The 19,822-nt window shown below is 38.0% G+C and carries 16 protein-coding genes; 10 read left to right on the top strand and 6 right to left on the bottom strand.

All coding sequences use genetic code 11. From position 1 onward, the window contains the following. Positions 1 to 23 precede the first annotated feature (23 nt). From V6B33_RS16625 to V6B33_RS22115, 3 genes are all read left to right on the top strand, one after another. Positions 24 to 2,447 carry a heavy metal translocating P-type ATPase gene (locus V6B33_RS16625; protein WP_282139101.1) on the top strand — a complete coding sequence of 808 codons (2,424 nt, stop codon included), beginning with the start codon at positions 24 to 26 and terminating at the stop codon, positions 2,445 to 2,447. A 12-nt stretch (positions 2,448 to 2,459) separates the two neighbouring features. Continuing rightward, a complete protein-coding gene (locus tag V6B33_RS16620; RefSeq protein WP_159362680.1) occupies positions 2,460 to 3,317 on the top strand; it encodes a hypothetical protein in 858 nt (285 codons plus the stop codon). A gap of 168 nt (positions 3,318 to 3,485) precedes the next feature. Then, on the top strand, positions 3,486 to 3,842 hold the full coding sequence (locus V6B33_RS22115; protein WP_282139122.1) for a VTT domain-containing protein: 357 nt from the start codon (positions 3,486 to 3,488) through the stop codon (positions 3,840 to 3,842). Between the two features lie 163 nt (positions 3,843 to 4,005). Here V6B33_RS22115 and V6B33_RS16615 read toward each other — a convergent pair whose 3' ends face one another. Next, on the bottom strand, positions 4,006 to 5,601 hold the full coding sequence (locus V6B33_RS16615; protein WP_282139102.1) for a multicopper oxidase family protein: 1,596 nt from the start codon (positions 5,599 to 5,601) through the stop codon (positions 4,006 to 4,008). A 171-nt stretch (positions 5,602 to 5,772) separates the two neighbouring features. Between V6B33_RS16615 and lgt the strand changes: the two genes are divergently transcribed. Together lgt and V6B33_RS16605 are read left to right on the top strand one after the other, a co-directional pair. Then, entirely contained in the window at positions 5,773 to 6,597 is an 825-nt protein-coding gene (lgt, locus tag V6B33_RS16610; protein WP_282139103.1) for a prolipoprotein diacylglyceryl transferase, read from the top strand. Between the two features lie 266 nt (positions 6,598 to 6,863). After that, positions 6,864 to 8,906 (top strand): heavy metal translocating P-type ATPase, encoded by a 2,043-nt coding sequence (locus V6B33_RS16605; RefSeq protein ID WP_334218840.1) that lies wholly within the window; start codon positions 6,864 to 6,866, stop codon positions 8,904 to 8,906. A 179-nt stretch (positions 8,907 to 9,085) separates the two neighbouring features. Here the strand turns inward: V6B33_RS16605 and V6B33_RS16600 are convergent, their stop codons facing one another. The 4 genes from V6B33_RS16600 to V6B33_RS16585 all read right to left on the bottom strand — a co-directional run bounded on the left by V6B33_RS16600 (position 9,086) and on the right by V6B33_RS16585 (position 12,853). Continuing rightward, positions 9,086 to 9,751, bottom strand: a complete 666-nt coding sequence (locus V6B33_RS16600; RefSeq protein ID WP_334218839.1) for an urease accessory protein UreH domain-containing protein — start codon at positions 9,749 to 9,751, stop codon at positions 9,086 to 9,088. A 94-nt stretch (positions 9,752 to 9,845) separates the two neighbouring features. Continuing rightward, positions 9,846 to 10,763: a F510_1955 family glycosylhydrolase gene (locus V6B33_RS16595; protein ID WP_159362674.1), complete on the bottom strand. Its 918-nt coding sequence runs from the start codon at positions 10,761 to 10,763 to the stop codon at positions 9,846 to 9,848. Positions 10,764 to 10,790: 27 nt separating this feature from the next. Next, positions 10,791 to 11,477: a response regulator transcription factor gene (locus tag V6B33_RS16590; protein WP_282139106.1), complete on the bottom strand. Its 687-nt coding sequence runs from the start codon at positions 11,475 to 11,477 to the stop codon at positions 10,791 to 10,793. Continuing rightward, positions 11,474 to 12,853 (bottom strand): sensor histidine kinase, encoded by a 1,380-nt coding sequence (locus V6B33_RS16585; protein ID WP_282139107.1) that lies wholly within the window; start codon positions 12,851 to 12,853, stop codon positions 11,474 to 11,476. Before V6B33_RS16585 ends, V6B33_RS16590 begins: the two co-directional genes overlap by 4 nt. 165 nt (positions 12,854 to 13,018) lie before the next feature. Here V6B33_RS16585 and V6B33_RS16580 point away from each other — a divergent pair, with 165 nt between their 5' ends. The 5 genes from V6B33_RS16580 (at position 13,019) to V6B33_RS16560 (ending at position 19,036) form a co-directional block, all read left to right on the top strand. Continuing rightward, the gene (locus V6B33_RS16580; RefSeq protein WP_282139108.1) at positions 13,019 to 13,621 is read left to right on the top strand and encodes a YdhK family protein; all 603 of its coding nucleotides are present in this window, start codon (positions 13,019 to 13,021) and stop codon (positions 13,619 to 13,621) included. Between the two features lie 134 nt (positions 13,622 to 13,755). Continuing rightward, positions 13,756 to 13,995 carry an SHOCT domain-containing protein gene (locus tag V6B33_RS16575; RefSeq protein ID WP_159362671.1) on the top strand — a complete coding sequence of 80 codons (240 nt, stop codon included), beginning with the start codon at positions 13,756 to 13,758 and terminating at the stop codon, positions 13,993 to 13,995. A 139-nt stretch (positions 13,996 to 14,134) separates the two neighbouring features. Next, positions 14,135 to 15,661, top strand: coding sequence for a multicopper oxidase family protein (locus V6B33_RS16570; RefSeq protein ID WP_334218838.1), 1,527 nt, complete (start codon positions 14,135 to 14,137; stop codon positions 15,659 to 15,661). Positions 15,662 to 16,518: 857 nt separating this feature from the next. Further along, complete coding sequence (locus V6B33_RS16565; protein WP_282139110.1) at positions 16,519 to 17,991, top strand: hypothetical protein; 1,473 nt, start codon at positions 16,519 to 16,521, stop codon at positions 17,989 to 17,991. 862 nt (positions 17,992 to 18,853) lie between these two features. Continuing rightward, a complete protein-coding gene (locus tag V6B33_RS16560) occupies positions 18,854 to 19,036 on the top strand; it encodes a hypothetical protein (RefSeq protein ID WP_159362668.1) in 183 nt (60 codons plus the stop codon). Between the two features lie 137 nt (positions 19,037 to 19,173). On the opposite strand, the gene V6B33_RS16555 is transcribed toward V6B33_RS16560, so the two are convergent. Continuing rightward, positions 19,174 to 19,752, bottom strand: coding sequence for a hypothetical protein (locus V6B33_RS16555; RefSeq protein WP_282139111.1), 579 nt, complete (start codon positions 19,750 to 19,752; stop codon positions 19,174 to 19,176). Positions 19,753 to 19,822: the final 70 nt, after the last annotated feature.

Below are 19,822 nucleotides of genomic sequence, written 5' to 3'. Positions count from 1 at the left end.
TATAGGTATAAGGAGGTCTGCTGATGACTGAAAATTCTAAAGAACTTAATATGCAAATAACGGGAATGACTTGTGCGGCATGTGCTAGAAGAATAGAAAAAGGACTGACCAAACTGGAAGGTGTTAAGAAAGCAACGGTCAATTTGGCATTGGAAAAAGCTACAGTTGCATTTGATTCTAAGAATGTGAATGAAAGTGAAATACAAGAAAAGATAAAGGATCTGGGGTTTGATCTGGTAACAGAGAAAGTTGAATTAAGTATATCCGGCATGACTTGTGCGGCCTGTTCAACAAGAATTGAAAAAGGATTGAATAAATTAGACGGGGTTTTTAAAGCAACAGTTAATTTGGCTTTGGAAACGGCTACTGTTGAATATAATCCATCCACTCTCACAGTAAACGATCTCATGAAAAAAATAGAAAAGCTAGGATATGGAGCAAGAGAGAGCATCGATACAAATCAACAAGCTGCAGTAGATCATCGATTGAAAGAAATAGAGAACCAAAAAGGAAAATTTATTTTCTCTACCATTCTTTCTCTGCCATTATTATGGGCAATGGTCAGTCATTTTGAGTTCACTTCTTTTATCTATTTACCGGAAATGTTTATGAATCCTTGGGTTCAATTTGCTTTAGCGACACCTGTTCAATTCATAATAGGGAAACAGTTTTATGTAGGTGCCTATAAAGCATTGAAAAATAAGAGTGCAAACATGGACGTATTGGTAGCGCTAGGAACTTCAGCTGCTTATTTCTATAGTATATACTTATCCATTAAATCGATAGGAAGTACTGACCATATGGTCAGTTTATACTTTGAAACAAGTGCTGTATTAATTACGTTGATCATTCTCGGAAAGCTCTTTGAAGTGAAGGCCAAAGGCAGATCTTCGGAAGCAATAAAAAAACTGATGGGTTTACAAGCGAAAACCGCCACTGTACTTCGTAAAGGAGAAGAGTTCGAGTTGCCATTAGAAGAGGTTCTTGTAGAAGATATCGTCTACATAAAACCAGGAGAAAAGATCCCGGTCGATGGGGTGGTCGTCGAAGGGAAATCAGCTATTGATGAGTCCATGCTGACTGGGGAAAGTGTTCCGATAGATAAATCAGAAGGCGACGAGGTGATTGGCTCCACATTAAATAAGAATGGTTTTTTGAAAGTGAGGGCTACAAAAGTAGGTAAGGATACTGCCCTGGCTCAAATTATTAAAGTTGTGGAGCAAGCACAAGGATCTAAAGCTCCTATACAACGTCTTGCGGATAAAATATCCGGGGTTTTCGTACCTGTGGTAGTGGTGATAGCGATTATTACGTTTTTCACCTGGTATATATGGGCTACACCTGGTAACTTTGCTGAATCTTTAGAAAAAATGATTGCTGTTCTTGTTATTGCTTGTCCATGCGCATTGGGATTAGCAACACCTACATCAATCATGGCCGGGTCTGGCCGTGCAGCAGAGCACGGCATCTTATTTAAAGGTGGAGAGCATCTTGAGACGACTTATAGAATTTCAACAGTAGTTTTAGATAAAACGGGAACGGTCACCAACGGAAACCCTGTTCTGACAGATGTGATCACTCATCAAGATATTGACGAAACTGAATTCCTAACCTTAGTAGGCGCTGCAGAGAAACCCTCTGAACATCCTTTGGCTATTTCCATTGTCGAAGGGATAAGGGAAAAAGGGATTAATCTTGATGCAAACGTTGAGTTTGAAGCGGTTCCTGGATTTGGTGTGATAGCCAAGGTTGATTCTAACAATGTTCTCATTGGCACGATTAAATTAATGAACAAAGAAGGAGTGTCAATTGGAGGAAAGGTGTTGCAGATCAAAAATCAGCTTGAGCAAGCAGGAAAAACTGCTATGCTCGTTGCCATCAATGGTCAATATGCTGGATTAGTTGCAGTGGCAGATACCATTAAGAATACATCTAAAGAAGCTATTGAACGATTAAAAGATATGGGGTTAGAAGTCATTATGATGACTGGAGACAACCGGCAAACTGCGAATGCTATTGCCAAGGAAGCGGGTATCAGTCAAGTCATTGCGGAAGTATTGCCTGAAGGGAAGGCAGAAGAGGTCATAAAGCTACAAAAGAAAGGGAAGAAGGTAGCTATGGTAGGAGATGGGATCAATGATGCCCCGGCCCTTGCTGTAGCTGATATCGGAATGGCAATCGGAACAGGTGCAGATGTAGCGATGGAAGCAGCTGATATCACACTAATACGTGGTGATTTAAATAGTATCGCAGATGCCATTAGAATGAGCCAAAAAACAATTATAAATATTAAACAAAACCTTTTCTGGGCGTTCGCTTATAACACATTGGGAATACCTATTGCAGCCCTCGGCTTCCTCGCTCCCTGGCTTGCTGGAGCGGCGATGGCCTTCAGTTCAGTTTCAGTCGTACTTAATGCTTTACGTTTACAAAGAGTGAAATTATAGGAGGGATAGAAGATGAAAAAATGGGCTGTATCTGCACTTGTATATCTATTGCTAATAGTTGGAGGTTATACTGTGTATTCACAAGTGTTTCAGTCGGATGAAAAGGCTTCAAACGAAAAATCTGAAAGCCATAATAGCCATGAAACCGCTGAACCTGCCGATACTCACGGTGAACATGAAGAAACATCAACTGAATCAGACAGCCATGACGAACACGGTGAAGGTGTGGAGGGAAGCGAAGTCAATGTCGATGTAGCTGCAGAAAATAATTCAATCTCCATCATGGTGAAAGATACAGATGGCAATCCTGTAGACGAATTAGATATCAATCACGAAAAATTACTTCATCTAATTATTGTAGGATCTGATATGGAAATATACAAACACTTGCATCCAGAAAAAACTTCAGAAGGAACATTCAAGGTAAACCACGATTTAGTAGATGGAAGCTATAAAGCATTTGTGGATATCAAGCCAACCAACAAGAGTTATCATGTTGAAGCCATTTCTTTTAACATAGGTGAGCAAGGTGCAGATAGCCATCACGCTAAATTGATTGAAAGTGAAAAGCTTTCTGTGGAAATCGGTTCTCATCAAGTAACATTAAACCCCAGTACCCTGAAAAGCGGTGAGGAAGTGGAGTTGCACTTTGATTTGAACGGGGAAGTACCCGAGCAATACTTGGGAGCCCTTGGCCATGTGGTTATCTTGGATGCACATGCCGAGGAATATCTTCATGTTCATCCATTAGAAGGCGAAAATCCTATCTTTGCAACAAGTTTTGCTGAACCAGGACTTTATAAAGTTTGGGCAGAATTTAAATTTGACGGGGAAGTATTCGTGTTTCCGTATGTAGTGAATGTGAACTGAGGAACCTCCAAAAATTAAGAAGGAATGAAGTTAAGATGGATTGGTTTACGCATCTTTGTAATGACATCATAGACAAAATATTAAGGACAATAAACTCTTTACTGCTGTATTCAGTATTGCAATCAATGTTTTTATCAGTTGTTTTACCAACTTTTTTATAACACCAAAATGAATTTAACTCTGATTGGACTGGAAACAGGAATCGTAGTATCAATCCTGTGTGAATCTTTAGGAACTATTATCAGATTTGTATTGTACAGAAGAGGGACTTCCTCTTCAAAGCTTGACAAAGTAACCAGAAACAAATATTTTGTTAAATTAAAAAATGCTCAGGGAAATGAATGGATATTCCTGTTGTTTGCATTTAGAATTGTACCATTTATTCCTTCGAGTGTGGTGACCGTCGCTGCAGCTTTCAGCAACATTCACATTGTGGCGTTTTCGATAATCAGCACCATTGGGAAAATTCCAGCTCTTTTAATGGAAGCAATGATTGTTGTGAATGTAATTAAAGCATCGCAGTGAAGTTTGATTTTAATGGTGGCTCCTAGAGTAATGGTCCTGGGCTATTTGAATTTCAAGATGAAAAGAAAAAAAATAAGTATTGTACTGGCAAATATGATATAAAGCCCTGTAGGTTATTAAAGAATACTACAGGGCTTTATATATTTATCAGTAAGCACACTTATCATTCCGGCTGGTTATTTGCTTCAGGGTCTGGAGTAAAATTTGGTGTAAAACCTTTGTATTTCACCATATTGACCATTCCAGCACTTGCATGATGAAGATCGTGACAATGGAATAGCCAGTTTCCAGGGTTATCTGCCTTAAAGGCCACTACGTATTCATCTCCGGGCTTTAAATTTATTGTATCTTTCCAAATGGGTGAACCTTCTATTGGTTTACCGTTTTTACTCAATACTTGAAAAAAGTGTCCGTGTAGATGCATGGGGTGGTCATCACTTTTCGAATTGTTCGTCAATGTAACTTTTACAAGGTCGTTTTCATTTACCTTGATATTTTCTGTATTAGGGAACGTATTATCATTGATTGTATAGGCCATTCCTTCGTGGTTCATTGCGGTATTCAAATCCATTGTATATTCGACATCATATTGTTGATCAAGGATGAACTTAGTCTCCTCAGGCTCCCCGTACGATGTAAAGTTAAATTCCGGCAATTTTTGAGCTTGATTTGACTTATCTACACTGGTCTCTGCACCTTCATATTTTATTAAAGTCTTCATTCCTTTTGTGCCTTCCATTTCACCATGACATTCGAGGAACCACTCACCAGGATTGTCTGCAGTAAATTCGATATCATAGCGTTCACCTGGAGCGATGGAGACAACTTCGTCTTTAAGTTTCTGTGGATTCGTTATTTCCTGACCGTCAATTGCGACCACTTTATAATCATGTCCATGTAAATGTATCTTGTGGGAAATAAAGCCAACGTTCACAAGGCGAAGTCGAACCTTTTCTCCTTCCTTGACTTTGAGTGGTTCTATTGCTTCCCCACTTTTACCGTTTATGGAGAATACATCGTACTCACTCATATCATGACCCATAGAATTTCCCTCATCGTTCTCCATTTTTTCAGAGCCTTCGTTCTGACCCCCTTCTGAATTCATTTTTTCATGGTCCATGCCTTCCATCTCATCCATACCCGAATTCTTTTCTTCGCTTATCCATTCATCGAGCATGAGCGTATAATCTCTGTCATAGCTGACTTCCTTTGGCTCGACAATTAAAGAGCCATAAAGCCCTTTATCCATTTGTTCGACTGCATTTTGATGGGTATGGTACATATAGGTACCTGCATCTTCAGGAGTGAATTCATACTGGAAAGTTTCTCCGGATTGAACGGCATTCTGAGTAACCCCTGGGATCCCATCCATGTCATTAGGAACAGTAATGCCATGCCAGTGAATAGTAACTGGGACATCTAATTCATTCTTTAAATTAATTTTTACTTTTTCCCCTTGTTTGACTCGAAGTTGTGAACCTGGAACTGATCCGTTAAAGGTTAATGCGTTAACGCTGGTTGTAGGAGTTAGTTGATGGATTCCTTCTTTTGAAGTAATTGTAAATTCGTTACCTGTCAATGTTTCTGTATCGACCGTCTTTACTCCATCTGATTGATCGTCCGAATTTGTTGAACTTTGTTTGGCATTATCATTGGAACTACTATGGTCCATGCTGCCCATGTCGTTTTCTTGTGAAGAGCAGGCAGCTAACACGATTGTGAAAAACAGGAAAAAACTAAATAAAATTAACCTTTTCATCTCGTTACCTCCATAAAAGTTATAACTTTAGATTAATGAAAATAAATGCAAAACTTATGAAATTAGATGTATGTCAAAAAAAATTCACAGTTATATAAAAAAGTGTCTCATTTCATATTTTCTCCTTATTTATCAGATAAACTATCCTATTAAAAGGAGGTATGTTTTACAGTGGAGGACATAAACACGATGGACCGTATAGCAATAGAAGTTGGACCCTTTACTGTTTACTGGTATGGAGTAATAATAGGGTTAGGTATACTGATAGGGTTCTTGCTGGCTACTAAAGAGTCCAGAAAGACAGGTCTGGACCATAACGTATTTCCGGATCTTTTGATTTGGGCAATTCCTATTTCCATTCTTTTTGCAAGAATCTATTATGTTAGTTTTGAATGGGAATACTATAAAGAAAACCCGTTGAATATCATTGCTGTCTGGGAAGGCGGAATAGCCATTCATGGTGCGTTGATTGGGGCGGTATTAACCACAATTATTTACTGTTATAAAAAAGGCATATCTTTTTGGAAAGTCGCCGATATTGCTGCACCGAGTTTGATCTTGGCTCAATCTATTGGACGATGGGGTAATTTCATCAATCAGGAGGCTCATGGAACTAAAGTGAGCAGAGAGTTTCTAGAATCAATGTTCCTCCCTGACTTTATAGTCGATCAGATGTTCATCGAGGGTAATTATTATCACCCGACATTTCTTTATGAATCGATTTGGAATTTATTAGGATTTGTTGTTTTGATCACTATTAGAAGAAAGTTCACAAAATTAAAGCAGGGAGATGTGTTCCTCACTTACCTGATTTGGTATTCCATGGGCAGATTTTTTGTTGAAGGAATGAGGACAGACAGTCTAATGGTTACAGACAGTATTCGAGTAGCTCAATTGATTTCGTTGCTCATTATTGGCATATCTATTTTTCTGATGTATTACCGTAGAAAGAAGTATAGACTTGAACCATATCTTCACAACTATCGGAGGCACTAACGACTTGCGATGTTAAACGGCTGTGAGCATTGAAATTATATGATGCATGTACATCTAAATGTGAATATGCTGAAGTATGCCTTCAGTAACAGGTGCATCCCTATGGCAGTATAATTACAATTATTGAACTTATTAAGAAGCATAACAGCCATGCAATTTGACTGTTATGCTTTTTTGTTAATAGTAAAGGTATGGTTTTTCATGAATTCTGCATATTTTTGGGGCATTACTAATTGAAAGATTGTTTATGAAGGAGGAATATTTGGATGAATCATCAAAATACACATGATCATCATCAGCACCGAGAGTCTCACGGAGAACCAGGGATGAAAAATGAACATGTTCACGGGGAGCAGGAAGATCATGCTTCTCATCATGCCCATATGGTTGATGACTTTAAACGAAGGTTCTATATTTCGCTCATCATCACTATTCCAATACTGATTTTCTCACCTATGATTCAGGAATTCTTAGGGATAGATTTAAGATTTACTGGAGATATGTATATTTTATTCGGCCTTGCTACGTTTATATTCTTTTATGGAGGATGGCCATTTCTTGAAGGGTCCTGGAAAGAGTTAAAGCGAAAAGAACCTGGAATGATGACACTGATTGCTTTGGCCATCACCGTAGCCTATGCCTATAGTTCGCTTACGGTATTTGGTCTTTCCGGAAAAAACTTCTTCTGGGAGTTGGCAACGTTGATTGACATCATGCTCCTTGGCCACTGGATTGAAATGAAATCGGTCATGGGTGCTTCACGTGCATTGGAGGAGTTAGTGAAGTTAATGCCGTCAGAGGCTCACCTCGTCGATGAAGAAGGAAATGTAAAAGATGTTCCGACTTCAGAATTGAAACAGGGGGACAAGGTTCTGATTAAACCGGGGGAAAAAGTACCGGTCGATGGAACAATCATTAAAGGAGAATCCACACTTGATGAGTCAATGTTAACAGGGGAATCAGTGCCTGTTGAAAAATTCAAAGAAAATCAAGTCATTGGCGGTTCAATCAATGGTGAAGGCTCTTTGACAGTTTCAGTGGAGAAAACAGGGGAAGACAGTTATCTCTCACAGGTCGTGACGATGGTGAAAGAAGCACAGGAATCAAAGTCACGAACACAAGACTTATCAAACCGTGCAGCTAAATGGTTGTTTTATATAGCTCTTTTAGCGGGCATCATTACAATGGCAGTGTGGCTGTTAATAGGGGAAAGTTTTGTTTACGCATTGGAAAGAATGGTAACAGTCATGGTTATTGCCTGTCCGCACGCATTGGGACTGGCTGCTCCACTCGTAGTCGCAAGATCGACGGCAATTGCTGCGAAGAGGGGGCTGTTAATTCGAGATCGTGCTAGCTTTGAAGGTGCAAGAATCCTTGATGCAATTGTATTTGACAAAACTGGAACGTTGACAGAAGGTAAGTTTGGTATCACTGATATACAATTGGTTGAAAGTTCGGAAGAAGAAGTTATTAGGCTCGCTGCCTCATTGGAAGCCCAGTCAGAGCACCCAATTGCAAGAGGGATTTTCGAGGAAGCTGAAAAACGTTCAATTAAATTATCAGAACCGGAAAACTTCCAATCCATTACAGGTAAGGGCCTTAAAGGGAGCATTAATGGCAAGAGCGTAATGGTGGTCAGTCCTGGTTATATGGCTGAAGAGAAGATTTCCTATGATAAAGATATTTATGAAAAACTATCCGGTGAAGGGAAAACTGTAGTGTTTGTACTTGTTGAGGGAGAATTATCTGCCATGATTGCTCTGGCGGATAAAGTGAGAGAAAGCTCCAAGGAAGCTATGAAACGATTAAAAGAACTCAATATCCGTGCTATGATGCTGACGGGCGACAACAAGCAGGTGGCCAACTGGGTGGCGAATAGTTTAGATCTTGATGAGGTTTATGCAGAGGTTTTGCCTCACCAAAAAGCTGAAAAGATCAAGGAGGTGAAAAAAGAAGGTCTGAGAGTAGCAATGACAGGTGACGGTGTAAATGATGCACCGGCTCTTGCAAACGCCGACCTTGGTATAGCGGTGGGAGCGGGTACTGATGTGGCAATGGAAACAGCGGATGTTATATTGGTAAAGAGTAATCCGAACGATGTTGTGTCCATTATTTCATTATCGAAAGCAACGTATCGGAAGATGATTCAAAACTTATGGTGGGCTGCCGGTTATAACATTGTAGCTATTCCGCTGGCAGCTGGAGTACTGTACAATGCAGGAATTGTACTGAGTCCGGCAATCGGAGCCGTACTAATGTCACTCAGTACCGTGATAGTAGCTATTAATGCACGTTTATTGAAAGTTTAAGGTTTTTTGAGTAACGCGCAGGTGACTTACTTGAGGAACACTCTAAGAAATTTAACTGCATAGATCACAATATAGTAAAAGAGCATCTCTTTCGATGCTCTTTTACTATATATTCATTTGAAAATGAAATTTACATATATCATATACTTTCTCATGAGAATTTCTTTTTAATTGTTGGTTTACAAACTCCAATACGTGAGCGTATCAAAAACCCCAAGGATAACTAAGGCTACCCCAGAAAACTTCTGAACCAAGGAACCTACCTTTCTGCTTTTTTTAATCAACGATCCATCAAGTTCCAAAAAGCTAATCATGAATAGAATAATTAAAAGTGGAATAGATGTAGCGATTCCAAACAATGACGGTAGTATAAAGCCTGAAGGAGAAGAAATGGCAACTGGCATTAGGGTTACAAAGAATAAAATAAACATAGTTGGACAAAAAGCAACTGAAAAACTGATTCCCATCCAAAGCGATCCCCATTTCCCCTCTTTAAATGTAATTGGAATCCAACTTGATAGTTTATTAATGAAACGCAACTTGAAGAAGCCTAATAAAAATAAACCAATAAAAATAATCATGGGACCTATAACCTTCCGGAATGCAGAGAAAAAAATAGTGCTATTAGATCTGAAATCATTTCCAATCCACCAAAATAATAGACCAAGCAAAGAGAAGGCAATGATCTTCCCTGCTATGAAAAAAAGTACTTCTGTCCACTTCATTTTAGACTGGATACTGCTGGTTCCATAAATTGTGATAGCGCTGATATTCGTGGTGAGCTGGCAGGGCGCGAGTGAACCGATTAATCCTAAGATTAATGCAACTAAAATAGGAAAATCCATTAAACTATCCACCATATTGTAAAACGGGAGACTTAATGTATTACTGATTCTAGTTAGTATTTCATACATACTTACACAACCTTATTCATTATTATCACTTAGGTTTTCCACTGTCCATAATTTCAGTCCAGTTCTTGCCGCCGTCAGACGTACGGTAGATATCATTTTTGTATGTCACTAACGTCATTTCTGACTGATTCTTTGGATTTTGTGCTATGAACATGATAGGATTATCGTTATTTATTGAAGGTAACGGTAATTCTACTTCTTCAAGTGATTCCAAGTTAAATTTAATCAAGCTGATACCCTCTTCTTCTAAACTCGAATATACCCCGGTTTTATCGTTTAATACTACACTGGTAACCGGTGTTCCTTGCATTATTGGTGAAAAGGTATCCCCGCCGTCTTCTGAGAAAAAGATCCCTTCCTGACTATTTATAGCCAACAGATTTTTTTTATCAGGATGGGCGGCAAGTCCAATCAACTTAGCAGGATCGATTCCTGACATTTTTCTCTTGTTCCAGTTTTCCCCTTCATCGCTTGAAGAATAAAGGCCTGTTTCCAATGTAGAATTAGGTTCTTGGTTTATGACAAACAACTGACCGGATTCATATCCTGCAGAAAGATAATGAAAGTCAGTTTCCCCATAGAATGCCAGCTTGTCTAAAGATTTCCCTTGATCAGTACTCTTGATGATTCCCAGGGGGTTCTTCAAGTCAGAACCATTCTCAGGATGCCCGCTGGAATAAAAACCGTCTTTATATGGAGAGAATCCCATGTAATCATGTTTATTGCGATTAGCCTCTGTCCATTTGTTTTCTTCATATTTATAGAGTCCGTTGTGAGTGGCTATAAAAAAAGCATCGTCATTATTTGGGTATCCTGCACCATGTAGGTGTTCGACATTTTCTGATTCTGGACTTACGAACTTATATTCTTGTGCTGTAGAGGAACATCCGGTTATTAGTAATCCAGATCCAATTAATATACCAATTGCTTTATTAAGTTTCATATAATTTTCTCCTGCCTTCTTGTTTATTTATACTTTCCACTGATAACCAAATCCCCAAATGGTGGTCAAGTGGTTCTCAATGGGAAAGTGAGCGGATTTTAACTTGTCACGAAGATTCCGGATATGAGAATCTACCGTGCGGATTTCAGTTTCTGCATGATTATCCCATACCATCAATAGAAGCTGCTGCCTTGTATACACTTGTTCAGGCTTCTTCATTAATGCTTCTAGTAATTTAAATTCCTTCAAAGTGAGTGATATTTGCTTTTCATTATGAATTAGTGTGAATGACTGATAATTCAAACTGAAATCCCCTCTGATTAAGAGGTGTGAGTTAGATGTTTTGAACTCATTCTTGTGCCTTCTCAAAGCTGCTTTAATTTTGGCCAGGAGCACTTCTTCGTCAAATGGTTTTGTGAGATAATCGTCTGCTCCGAGTTCAAGGCCTCTGATAAGATCGGCTTTTGTGTCCCTTGCAGTAAGCATGATGATTGGGACCGACGAAAACGTCCTGATCTTTTCACATACTTCCCAACCAGACATCTCTGGCATCATGATATCAAGCAGCAGTAAATCAAATTCTCTCTTCCTCAATTGCTGGATGGCTTCATGACCGTTGTTAGTTTTAACACATGAGTACCCACGCGGTTTGAGAAAAAGTTCAATGAGATTCAGCATTCTCGCCTCATCATCTACAATAAGAATGTTTTTCATTTAGAACCCTCCTTGATAGGAATATACAGTTGTATAATCGTTCCTTTTCCGATTGTACTCTTCACCTGAATATCACCTCTGTGTGCTTCAACCAGCTCTTTTACAATTGATAGTCCAAGCCCTGATCCCCCATGTTCTCTAGAACGAGACTTTTCAACGCGATATAAGCGTGTGAAGATATTCGGAATTTCATCTTCAGGGATACCGATACCTTCATCTTCAAGCGAGAAGATAGCATTCTTCGAGTCAGAGGTGACAGTAAGAGTGACCATCGTATCTTTTTTTGAATATTTCTTAGCGTTATCCAGCAGATTCAAGAAAATTTGTTCCAGACGTATCGGATCTGCATAGATGACCATATTAGTTGTACAATCTACAAAATGTAATTGAATGTTTTGATTAACAAATGCCGGCTTAACCTTTGTATATAATCTATTTAATAAAGGCCCAATTTCCACTGTTTCCTTGTAAATAGTAAAGGTATTTTCATCAAGCTTTGCAAGTTCAAAAAGATTTTCCACTAGCTGGACAATTGTACCGGTCTCCTCCTCGATAATATGAAGATATTCCTTTCGCTCCTGCTCCCCGATTTCTATTCTCTTTGCAATAGTAGTGTAGCCTTGCACGTAAGTTAGAGGAGTTCTAAGTTCATGAGAGATACTTGCTAGAAATTCAGCTCTCTCTGCTTTTATTGTCTTTAAATCATCAGATAACTTCTGTATAGCTTGTGACAATTGGCCAATTTCATCATTTCCAGCTTGAGGAAGCATGACATCATAATCTCCTCTATTGATACTCTCGGTTGCAGCCTTCATTTTAATTAGTGGCCGGGTTAAAATCTTGGAAAGAATAAAATGAATAATAATCATTAGTACTAAACTCAGCCAGCCTGCAATTAGAAAGTGAGAATTTAGTTCCTTGATTAGTTTTCTTAAAGGGCCAGTAGGTTTGAACATAAAGATATAGCCTTCCTGAGAACTTGCACGAAAAGAAGACATAGATACGATGTAATCGTCATTACGGTAGTCTTTTTTTAGCATGTTGCTATTGGGATAAGAAGCTACAACAGCTTTCTCTATAACCCCTTCCATTTCAGGTGAAACCTTGTCCGAAGCAATAATTATGTTTTTTTGTTTGTCAGTAACAACAACGATTGCACTTGTCCTTGATTCCATCAGGGCTATATGCTGCAGGGTTTGCTGAGTGTAATTATCCTCTAATATGTCACGATGACTTTCACCTCTGGATTGAATGGAATTTATCTCTTCATCTATCCTACTGTTCACGATACTTTCGTGGAGAAAAACCAAGATGAAAACAACCAAAATAAATACTGCAATCGTGAAATATACCGTTAACTTGGTAGATATCTTCATTATCAACCCTCAATTCTGAACTATTAATAAGTTTACATTTTATTTTTGAAGAAAGTGTGCAGTTTTAACAGTTAACTCTAGCTTATAAATAGTTTTTGTTTCTACATATATTTTGCATATCTACAGGGTAAAATTTTAATGAAACGTAAGTAAGGAGGAGTCAACATGACAATCAAAAGAATTGCTTTGCTTTTCGTAACACTATCTATTCTTGTTCTGGGGGCTTGTTCTAGCAACAACGGGGAAAAGACAGAAAACAACGAAAACCAAAGTGATCAAGAGAAGATGGAAGAAAAAGAAGAAATGGATGATAGGGACCATGGTGAAATGAATCATTCTGGTTCGGGTGAAGTTCCAGAAGGCTTGAAGGAGGCAGAAAACCCTAAATATGCAGTCGGAAGCAATGCCTTACTCGAAACGGATCATATGCCGGGGATGAAAGGTGCAGAGGCGACTATCCAAGGTGCTTATGACACTGTAGTATACACTGTTACTTATACGCCTACAAACGGTGGTGAAAAAGTTAAAAACCACAAGTGGGTCATCCATGAAGAATTGGAGAACCTCAGGGAAGAACCATATAAGCAGGCAGATGAAGTCGTATTAAATGCCAACCACATGGAAGGAATGGATGGTGCTAAAGCCGCAATTGATTCAGCTGAAGAAACAACCGTCTATATGGTCGATTACACCCCAACGGATGGCGGAGAAGAAGTGAAAAATCATAAATGGGTTACGGAAAGTGAGCTGTCATCCAAAGAACAATGATAAACGAAAAGAGCTTATCCGTACATTGTGGATATGCTCTTTTTTGTAAACTATTACGAAATTTAATTAAACATGGATAATTTCTAGTTTATAAAATACGGTAGTGTGTATAAGAATAATAAGGAGATGATTTTATGATGAACGGCGGAGGTATGGGCGGTGGCTTTTTTGGAAGCGGATTTCTCTTTATTATTCTCATCCTTGCCATCATTGGAGTATTCATTTGGATGATGAGGTCAAATCCAAAAGGAGATGCCAGTCCTCCAACTCAAAACATGAACAACCAAGCATTGAATCGATTAAAGGAGAGGCTGGCAAAAGGAGAAATTACTGAAGAGGAATACGATCGGCTTAAGAGAAAACTGGAACAATAGAGTTGAGAGGTTTCTGTTTCGTGTTCACTAACTGCGCCTTAAATGGCGCAGTCTTCGTTTACGATTTACTTGCAAAGATTCTGCATGAGAGATGGGTACCGTGGTAGTGATTCAAAAAATGTATTAAGGAGACTCAACGATGAACAGGAAAATAATAGGATCTATACTTATTACAATATTGGTGATCATGGGTGTTTTTTTGTATCTCAATTCTCCATGGAATAAAAGTGATATGACTTTACCAGAGGGAGTGAAAAGCGGCGAAAGGAGTATTTTAAAGGTCGGGGCACAAGAGCAAGGTGAACGAAATGTAAAGTCATTTGATTTAACCGCTCAAGAAAAAGAGTGGGAAATCAGTGAAGGAAAGATTGTAAACGCGTGGACCTATAACGGTACAGTTCCAGGAGAACCGCTTCGGGTTAAAGAAGGAGACTTTGTAAAAGTAAATTTAAAGAACGAACTCAACGTTCCGGTTACGATTCACTGGCATGGGGTCCTATTACCGAATAAAATGGACGGAATTCCCGGACTCACTCAGGATGCGGTGCAGCCTGGGGAAAGCTTTACATATGAATTTATAGCAAACGACGCAGGGACTTATTGGTATCACTCTCACCAACAAAGCTCAAAACAGGTGGATAAAGGCCTCTATGGTTCACTTGTTATTGAAGAAAAGGAAAAAGAATATGAAAAGGATGAGTTTTTCATTCTTGATGAATGGGCGGTAGATCAGGATAAACGGGATATGTCGAATATGGGGGGGATGATGCAGGGAGCTATGTCCGGTGACGGTGAAGCGGATACGAAACAAATGTACGACACGTTTACCGTGAACGGTAAATCGGGGGATGCCATCGAACCACTTAAGATGGAATCAGGTGAAAAAGCAAGGTTGAGGTTCGTTAATGCGGGTTATCAGGTGCATAAATTAGTCTTCCCGGAAGGTTCTATGCGTGTAATTGCCAATGATGCAGAAAAGGTTATATCAGAAAAAAACACTTCCAATGTACTAGAAATTGCACCTGGCGAGCGAATCGATGTGGAGTTTACGAAACGAACCCAGGAGACTGCTTTCATCGGTCAGGAACAGAACATAGAAAATGCGGAAGACATGGTGATCCCGTTGATATCAGAGAATAATAACCAAGCGTCGGATCAAGAGGTTGTGCTTGCATCCGGAAAGGATACAGCAAAAGGTATTTCATATGGAAGTGAAAAACTCCTATTCGAAGATACCCCTGATCCAGATGTCAATTACGACATGGATTTAAGCATGGGAATGAACATGGGAGAAGGGATGTCTTTCCAAATAAATGATAAAACATTCCCCGAGACTCCGCCTATTCAGGTAAAGGAAGGCGACATTGTAAAAGTGACACTGAGAAATACAGGAAGAATGAATCATCCTATGCACCTGCATGGTCACCGGTTCCAGGTGAATTCTAAAAACGGGGAAGAATTTGAAAATCCAATTGTGAAAGACTTAATTCACGTGAAACCCGGAGAAGAGTATGTGATCTACTTCAAGGCGGATAACGCAGGAGAATGGCTGTTCCACTGCCACGATAACAACCATGCGGATATGGGAATGGTGACGATTGTGGATTATGAAGGGGTATATTCACCGTTTGAGTTAGGCGGTGAAAAAGATAACCAGCCAAACTAATATATCTATTTAGAACTGGGCTCAGAGTTGAATTTTAGTGTTTCCACGCTATGGAATTTCTCCAACTGTAAAAATTCACAATGAGAGTGTAGGGATAAACAAGGAAAAAGGAGAGACGTTAGGGAATAAAAAAACCCTTGAATATCAAGGGTTTTAGGTATATGGAGCATAGCAGGATCGAACCGCTGACCTTTTGGATGCGAGCGAAGTTATTAAATACGTTTAAAATAAGTCAATTTAAGTCGTTTCAAGAAAAAAATCACGAAAAAACCCCATTAAAAAATCAAATGTGTGCTTTGTGAATTTTTTTGGTAACGTGCGGGGTCAATTTTTAATTTCAAAATGCTCAATTGTTCTTATGACTTTTAGAATTAATTCTAGTAAGAGTTCGCTTTTATTAAGAAAATAAATGATTAATTCCTATATTCTTTTGAATACAGATTACTAAAGTCTTAGAAATCCTCCCGCATCAACAGAGTTAAAAACTACATTGATAAAAGAATTGATTCATTCAGCAAAAATAATTAAAAATAACCTTTACAAGAATTGGGTTGCATGGTATGTTATATACAGAAGTTCCCAGCCGAGGAAATACATAATCTCTTTTAGGTATTGATTGCATTTTTTTTAATAATATGAGTTAATAAAAGTACAATCATTTTATCAAATAATAAAGTAATTTAATATACAAAAAAGTGGAAGGACCACAAATTAAACGATGGGTTTCGTACCTGCATCGGTTCATTTGTGGTCCTTTTTTATTTATTTACAACATATATACAAAAATTTGGGTGATAATCATGAGTTTTAGCATACATACCGCAAAGCTAGATAGAACATTGCTTAGAGACTTTCCAATGAAACAGTTAAACATTTCTCAAACCTCTTTAAACTTAATCTTTCACCTAACTCCTTTCGTGGATCGCGACGGACGTATCCACCTGGACAAAGAAGTTGTAAAGAGAAAGATGTATTGCGACAGACGCGAATTACATAAAGCTTTAAATGAGTTACGTGAAACTACATATCAAGGTAAGAAACTTATAACCTACGAAAATGGTTATTATGTTTCTCATTTCCACCTGCCTACAAATGGGGATGACTCTTACCTTAAGCATATCCCTTTTTACAATTCAGCTGATTTCCAAAACCTATCTAAAAATCAGACTCGTCTATTCTTATACATCGCTACAAACAATGTAAGGAATCAATTTACACGTGTAGCCGTTGAAAACCTGTACAAAAATACACTGCATGACCGCGAATACGGACTAAATATTTACGATAGTTATAAAGATATGACAGAAGACCTATTCTTTCTTATTGATAATGGCTATATTTCAGTGCGCTTCAAAGGAAATAAACAACTAATTGATAATAATACAATCCACTACAAGTCCGATTTCCATAGAACTTTCGGATTTAAAAACAATAAAAAATCACGCACTAGCAAATATTTCAAACAAAAACACAATCTCGATCTGAAAGTGAATCCCACTTTGTTCAATGAAGAAGCTATCAAGAATGAAGCTGGTAAGGCGGAACTTCGCTTATTGGCTGACCGTTACCATATGTGCCATGAAGATATGAAAGTAGAAACATTTAATTTCATCATAGGTAGAAAGAAAACATTGATAGAACAATTCGGCATTGCCGGACTTGAGATATACCGTACAGCCCTCCAAAAATACTTCAAAGAAAAAAATGAAAGTATCATTTATTACGACCTTGTTGGCAAAGCCGCAAACACCTTCACAGACTTCTATTTATTAGAAGAGATCAAGAAGGTTATTTTGAGTACTCTTGAAAATCAGTTAGGCGGATTTGTGAGCACTTCTTTGTCAAATCCAATAAAAAGCGCTCACATCCCTACACTTATTAAATACTTTATTGCCAATTCGTCTGATGAACATAAGGTTCTAATAGATCAAGACATCAAGAAAATTGATAATGCTTACGATTTACTCTCAGGTCTAGCTGCAGAGGAGCCATGGACATACTTAGCAGAATCCATTGAAACCACTTACGCAGTTCACGAAGCTAAGTTATACAAGATGTTGAGAGTAGAAGGTGTCAAAGCAGGCATCCATCAACCTTTCGAACTGCTAGAAGCAGTGAACACAAAAAAACTCATTGCATCTTTTGCTGCTAATGCTCAACTCTCTAAACATAAATACCTAGAGGAGGAAGCTAACCAACTCAAACAGGTGGTACGATTCTTCAAAAAGAAACATGCTCCTCTTGGTCAACGCATACAGGAGAGCAGTGAGGAACCAGAACCAAAACCAAAGAATTATCTAGCCGTGCTTGATGAATATATAAATTCGTAACAAGCTGTTGCCCTTCTTTTTTAAATAAGAAGCTAACAGCTTATTCGTGTTTGTCTATAGAACATACTTAAGCGGAGTCATAAAAAAACAGAAACTTCATACAATAATACGATCCAGTTCCACCTCCCAATTGAGGAAAAACTGGTTTTTTTGTGTTCATTTCTTCCATTATTTTTCAGATGAAAACAATTATCGTTTCTATAAAAACCATTACTTCTACTCCTATACGACTTCCTATAGCATTAAAAGATTTTATTGAACTTCTCTAAGCCATAAGAAGCACAATTCCAATACTGGTGAAAAATTGCTGTAATCTGAAAAAATCAATAAAACTTGAATTACATATATATCAAGGGATCCAATCCTTCTATTACCGTCAATTGCATTTTCCTAATGTTTTTTGTAATAGGGTTTTTAATTAGGTTTGTTATGAGGATTGTTATTGAAACTGTTATCTGTTTTCTTTAAACCGTATTCCGATTTATCGTTAGTTCAAACATATTTGATAAGACCGGCTACATGAGAATACAGGTTTAAACATTTTACATCGACAAAGCTGAACCTGTTGCTTGGAAGATCCACTCTCAAGGGGGAGACCATGTAAAAGTTTTAACTCAATAGAAGAGGAAAGAGATTATCTGAAAGTGCAGGTAGACTATTTTAAAAAAGTCTAGAAAAGGAGGGGAAATCAGATTCATTTAGCGAGCTATTATAAGTAAAGAGCTAGAAAAGGGCAAAACGGGATTAGAAACACACATTACGAGTGTTTTATTTACAAGTATAGAACGGTGCTTTTTAATACTTAAAAATTAGTACGATTAATTATTATTTTAAATTCTCGTTAAGCAAGGAGAAACAAAATATGCAAAACCAAGATCCAATTCAGCATTCATTATCCTTTGTTGAATCTGACCAATCAGACAATATAGATAATTTGTTTACCCAAAAAGATATGAGCCGTTTCGGAAAGGGGAGGGAAATGTGGGGTTATATCAACCATCAATATGCCTATTCAGTAGAATTTGATAGTAAGGAATTGATTTAGAAAGCTAAACATATACTTCTCTTTCTTCCTTATAGTGAGTGATAAAGGTGTCCATAAGCGTCAAAAGCTGCTATAGAAAAATGATGTTCTAGGGGGTAAGGTATATAAAGACCGGGCAGGTTAAGTTCTACGATCCATTACACCACCTGCCACTTGTTAATTAATTCGTTTTTATTGGGTAGTCTTGATTTTGGATCTTCAAGTTGGATTCGCAGAAAGTCTACCCACTGCTTTTTTTCTTCCTTTAGAAAATAACGTAAACCACCAGAAGTTTTATGTACTGGAAGGTGTGGATGCTTTTTTAAATTACTCTTTATAAAATCTACAGATACTCCCAAGTAGGCAGCCATGTGAGTTGTTGTGAATTGTTTTTTATAATTGAAAGTTTCTTCATAAGCAATACTATGCTTTCTTTCTCCATATATTTCCGCGCCATCATACAACCAATCACGAATCTTTATTGAATCACGGCTGCAAAATAACATCTTCATAAATGACTCAGATTTACAATCATTATGATCAATAGGGTACCAAACATGAGAGGGGGTTATATTTAGATGTTTTTTGATTTTTAAATATACTCCATACATAAGTTTTTCGTTACCACAAATTGCAAGAAACAACTGACTATTCCTATGAAACCAAGATCCGTCAGCATCTATTAATCCGAGAATTACAGTACTATCTAATGAATCTGGGATTAATGGATAATTCACTACTAATGACTTATTTGGAACACACCCCAAAGCTACTAGGTCATTAAATAGATATGGACTATGTATTCTT

This window comes from Mangrovibacillus sp. Mu-81 (assembly GCF_036867415.1).
In the GTDB taxonomy this organism is placed as follows: Bacteria; Bacillota; Bacilli; order Bacillales; family Bacillaceae_B; genus Rossellomorea.
The sequence above is the reverse complement of the archived record's forward strand: the minus strand, read 5'-3'. Positions and strand labels throughout refer to the sequence as shown.

Excerpts from the sequence above, each read along its gene's own strand:
- V6B33_RS16575 (WP_159362671.1), top strand. The coding sequence starts at position 13,756 with ATGATGAACGGCGGAGGTATGGGCGGTGGCTTTTTTGGAAGCGGATTT.
- V6B33_RS16580 (WP_282139108.1), top strand. The coding sequence starts at position 13,019 with ATGACAATCAAAAGAATTGCTTTGCTTTTCGTAACACTATCTATTCTT.
- V6B33_RS16595 (WP_159362674.1), bottom strand. The coding sequence starts at position 10,763 with ATGAAACTTAATAAAGCAATTGGTATATTAATTGGATCTGGATTACTA.
- V6B33_RS22115 (WP_282139122.1), top strand. The coding sequence starts at position 3,486 with ATGAATTTAACTCTGATTGGACTGGAAACAGGAATCGTAGTATCAATC.
- V6B33_RS16590 (WP_282139106.1), bottom strand. The coding sequence starts at position 11,477 with ATGAAAAACATTCTTATTGTAGATGATGAGGCGAGAATGCTGAATCTC.
- V6B33_RS16600 (WP_334218839.1), bottom strand. The coding sequence starts at position 9,751 with ATGGATTTTCCTATTTTAGTTGCATTAATCTTAGGATTAATCGGTTCA.
- V6B33_RS16560 (WP_159362668.1), top strand. The coding sequence starts at position 18,854 with ATGCAAAACCAAGATCCAATTCAGCATTCATTATCCTTTGTTGAATCT.
- V6B33_RS16585 (WP_282139107.1), bottom strand. The coding sequence starts at position 12,853 with ATGAAGATATCTACCAAGTTAACGGTATATTTCACGATTGCAGTATTT.
- V6B33_RS16565 (WP_282139110.1), top strand. The coding sequence starts at position 16,519 with ATGAAACAGTTAAACATTTCTCAAACCTCTTTAAACTTAATCTTTCAC.
- V6B33_RS16605 (WP_334218840.1), top strand. The coding sequence starts at position 6,864 with ATGAATCATCAAAATACACATGATCATCATCAGCACCGAGAGTCTCAC.
- V6B33_RS16615 (WP_282139102.1), bottom strand. The coding sequence starts at position 5,601 with ATGAAAAGGTTAATTTTATTTAGTTTTTTCCTGTTTTTCACAATCGTG.
- V6B33_RS16625 (WP_282139101.1), top strand. The coding sequence starts at position 24 with ATGACTGAAAATTCTAAAGAACTTAATATGCAAATAACGGGAATGACT.
- V6B33_RS16570 (WP_334218838.1), top strand. The coding sequence starts at position 14,135 with ATGAACAGGAAAATAATAGGATCTATACTTATTACAATATTGGTGATC.
- V6B33_RS16620 (WP_159362680.1), top strand. The coding sequence starts at position 2,460 with ATGAAAAAATGGGCTGTATCTGCACTTGTATATCTATTGCTAATAGTT.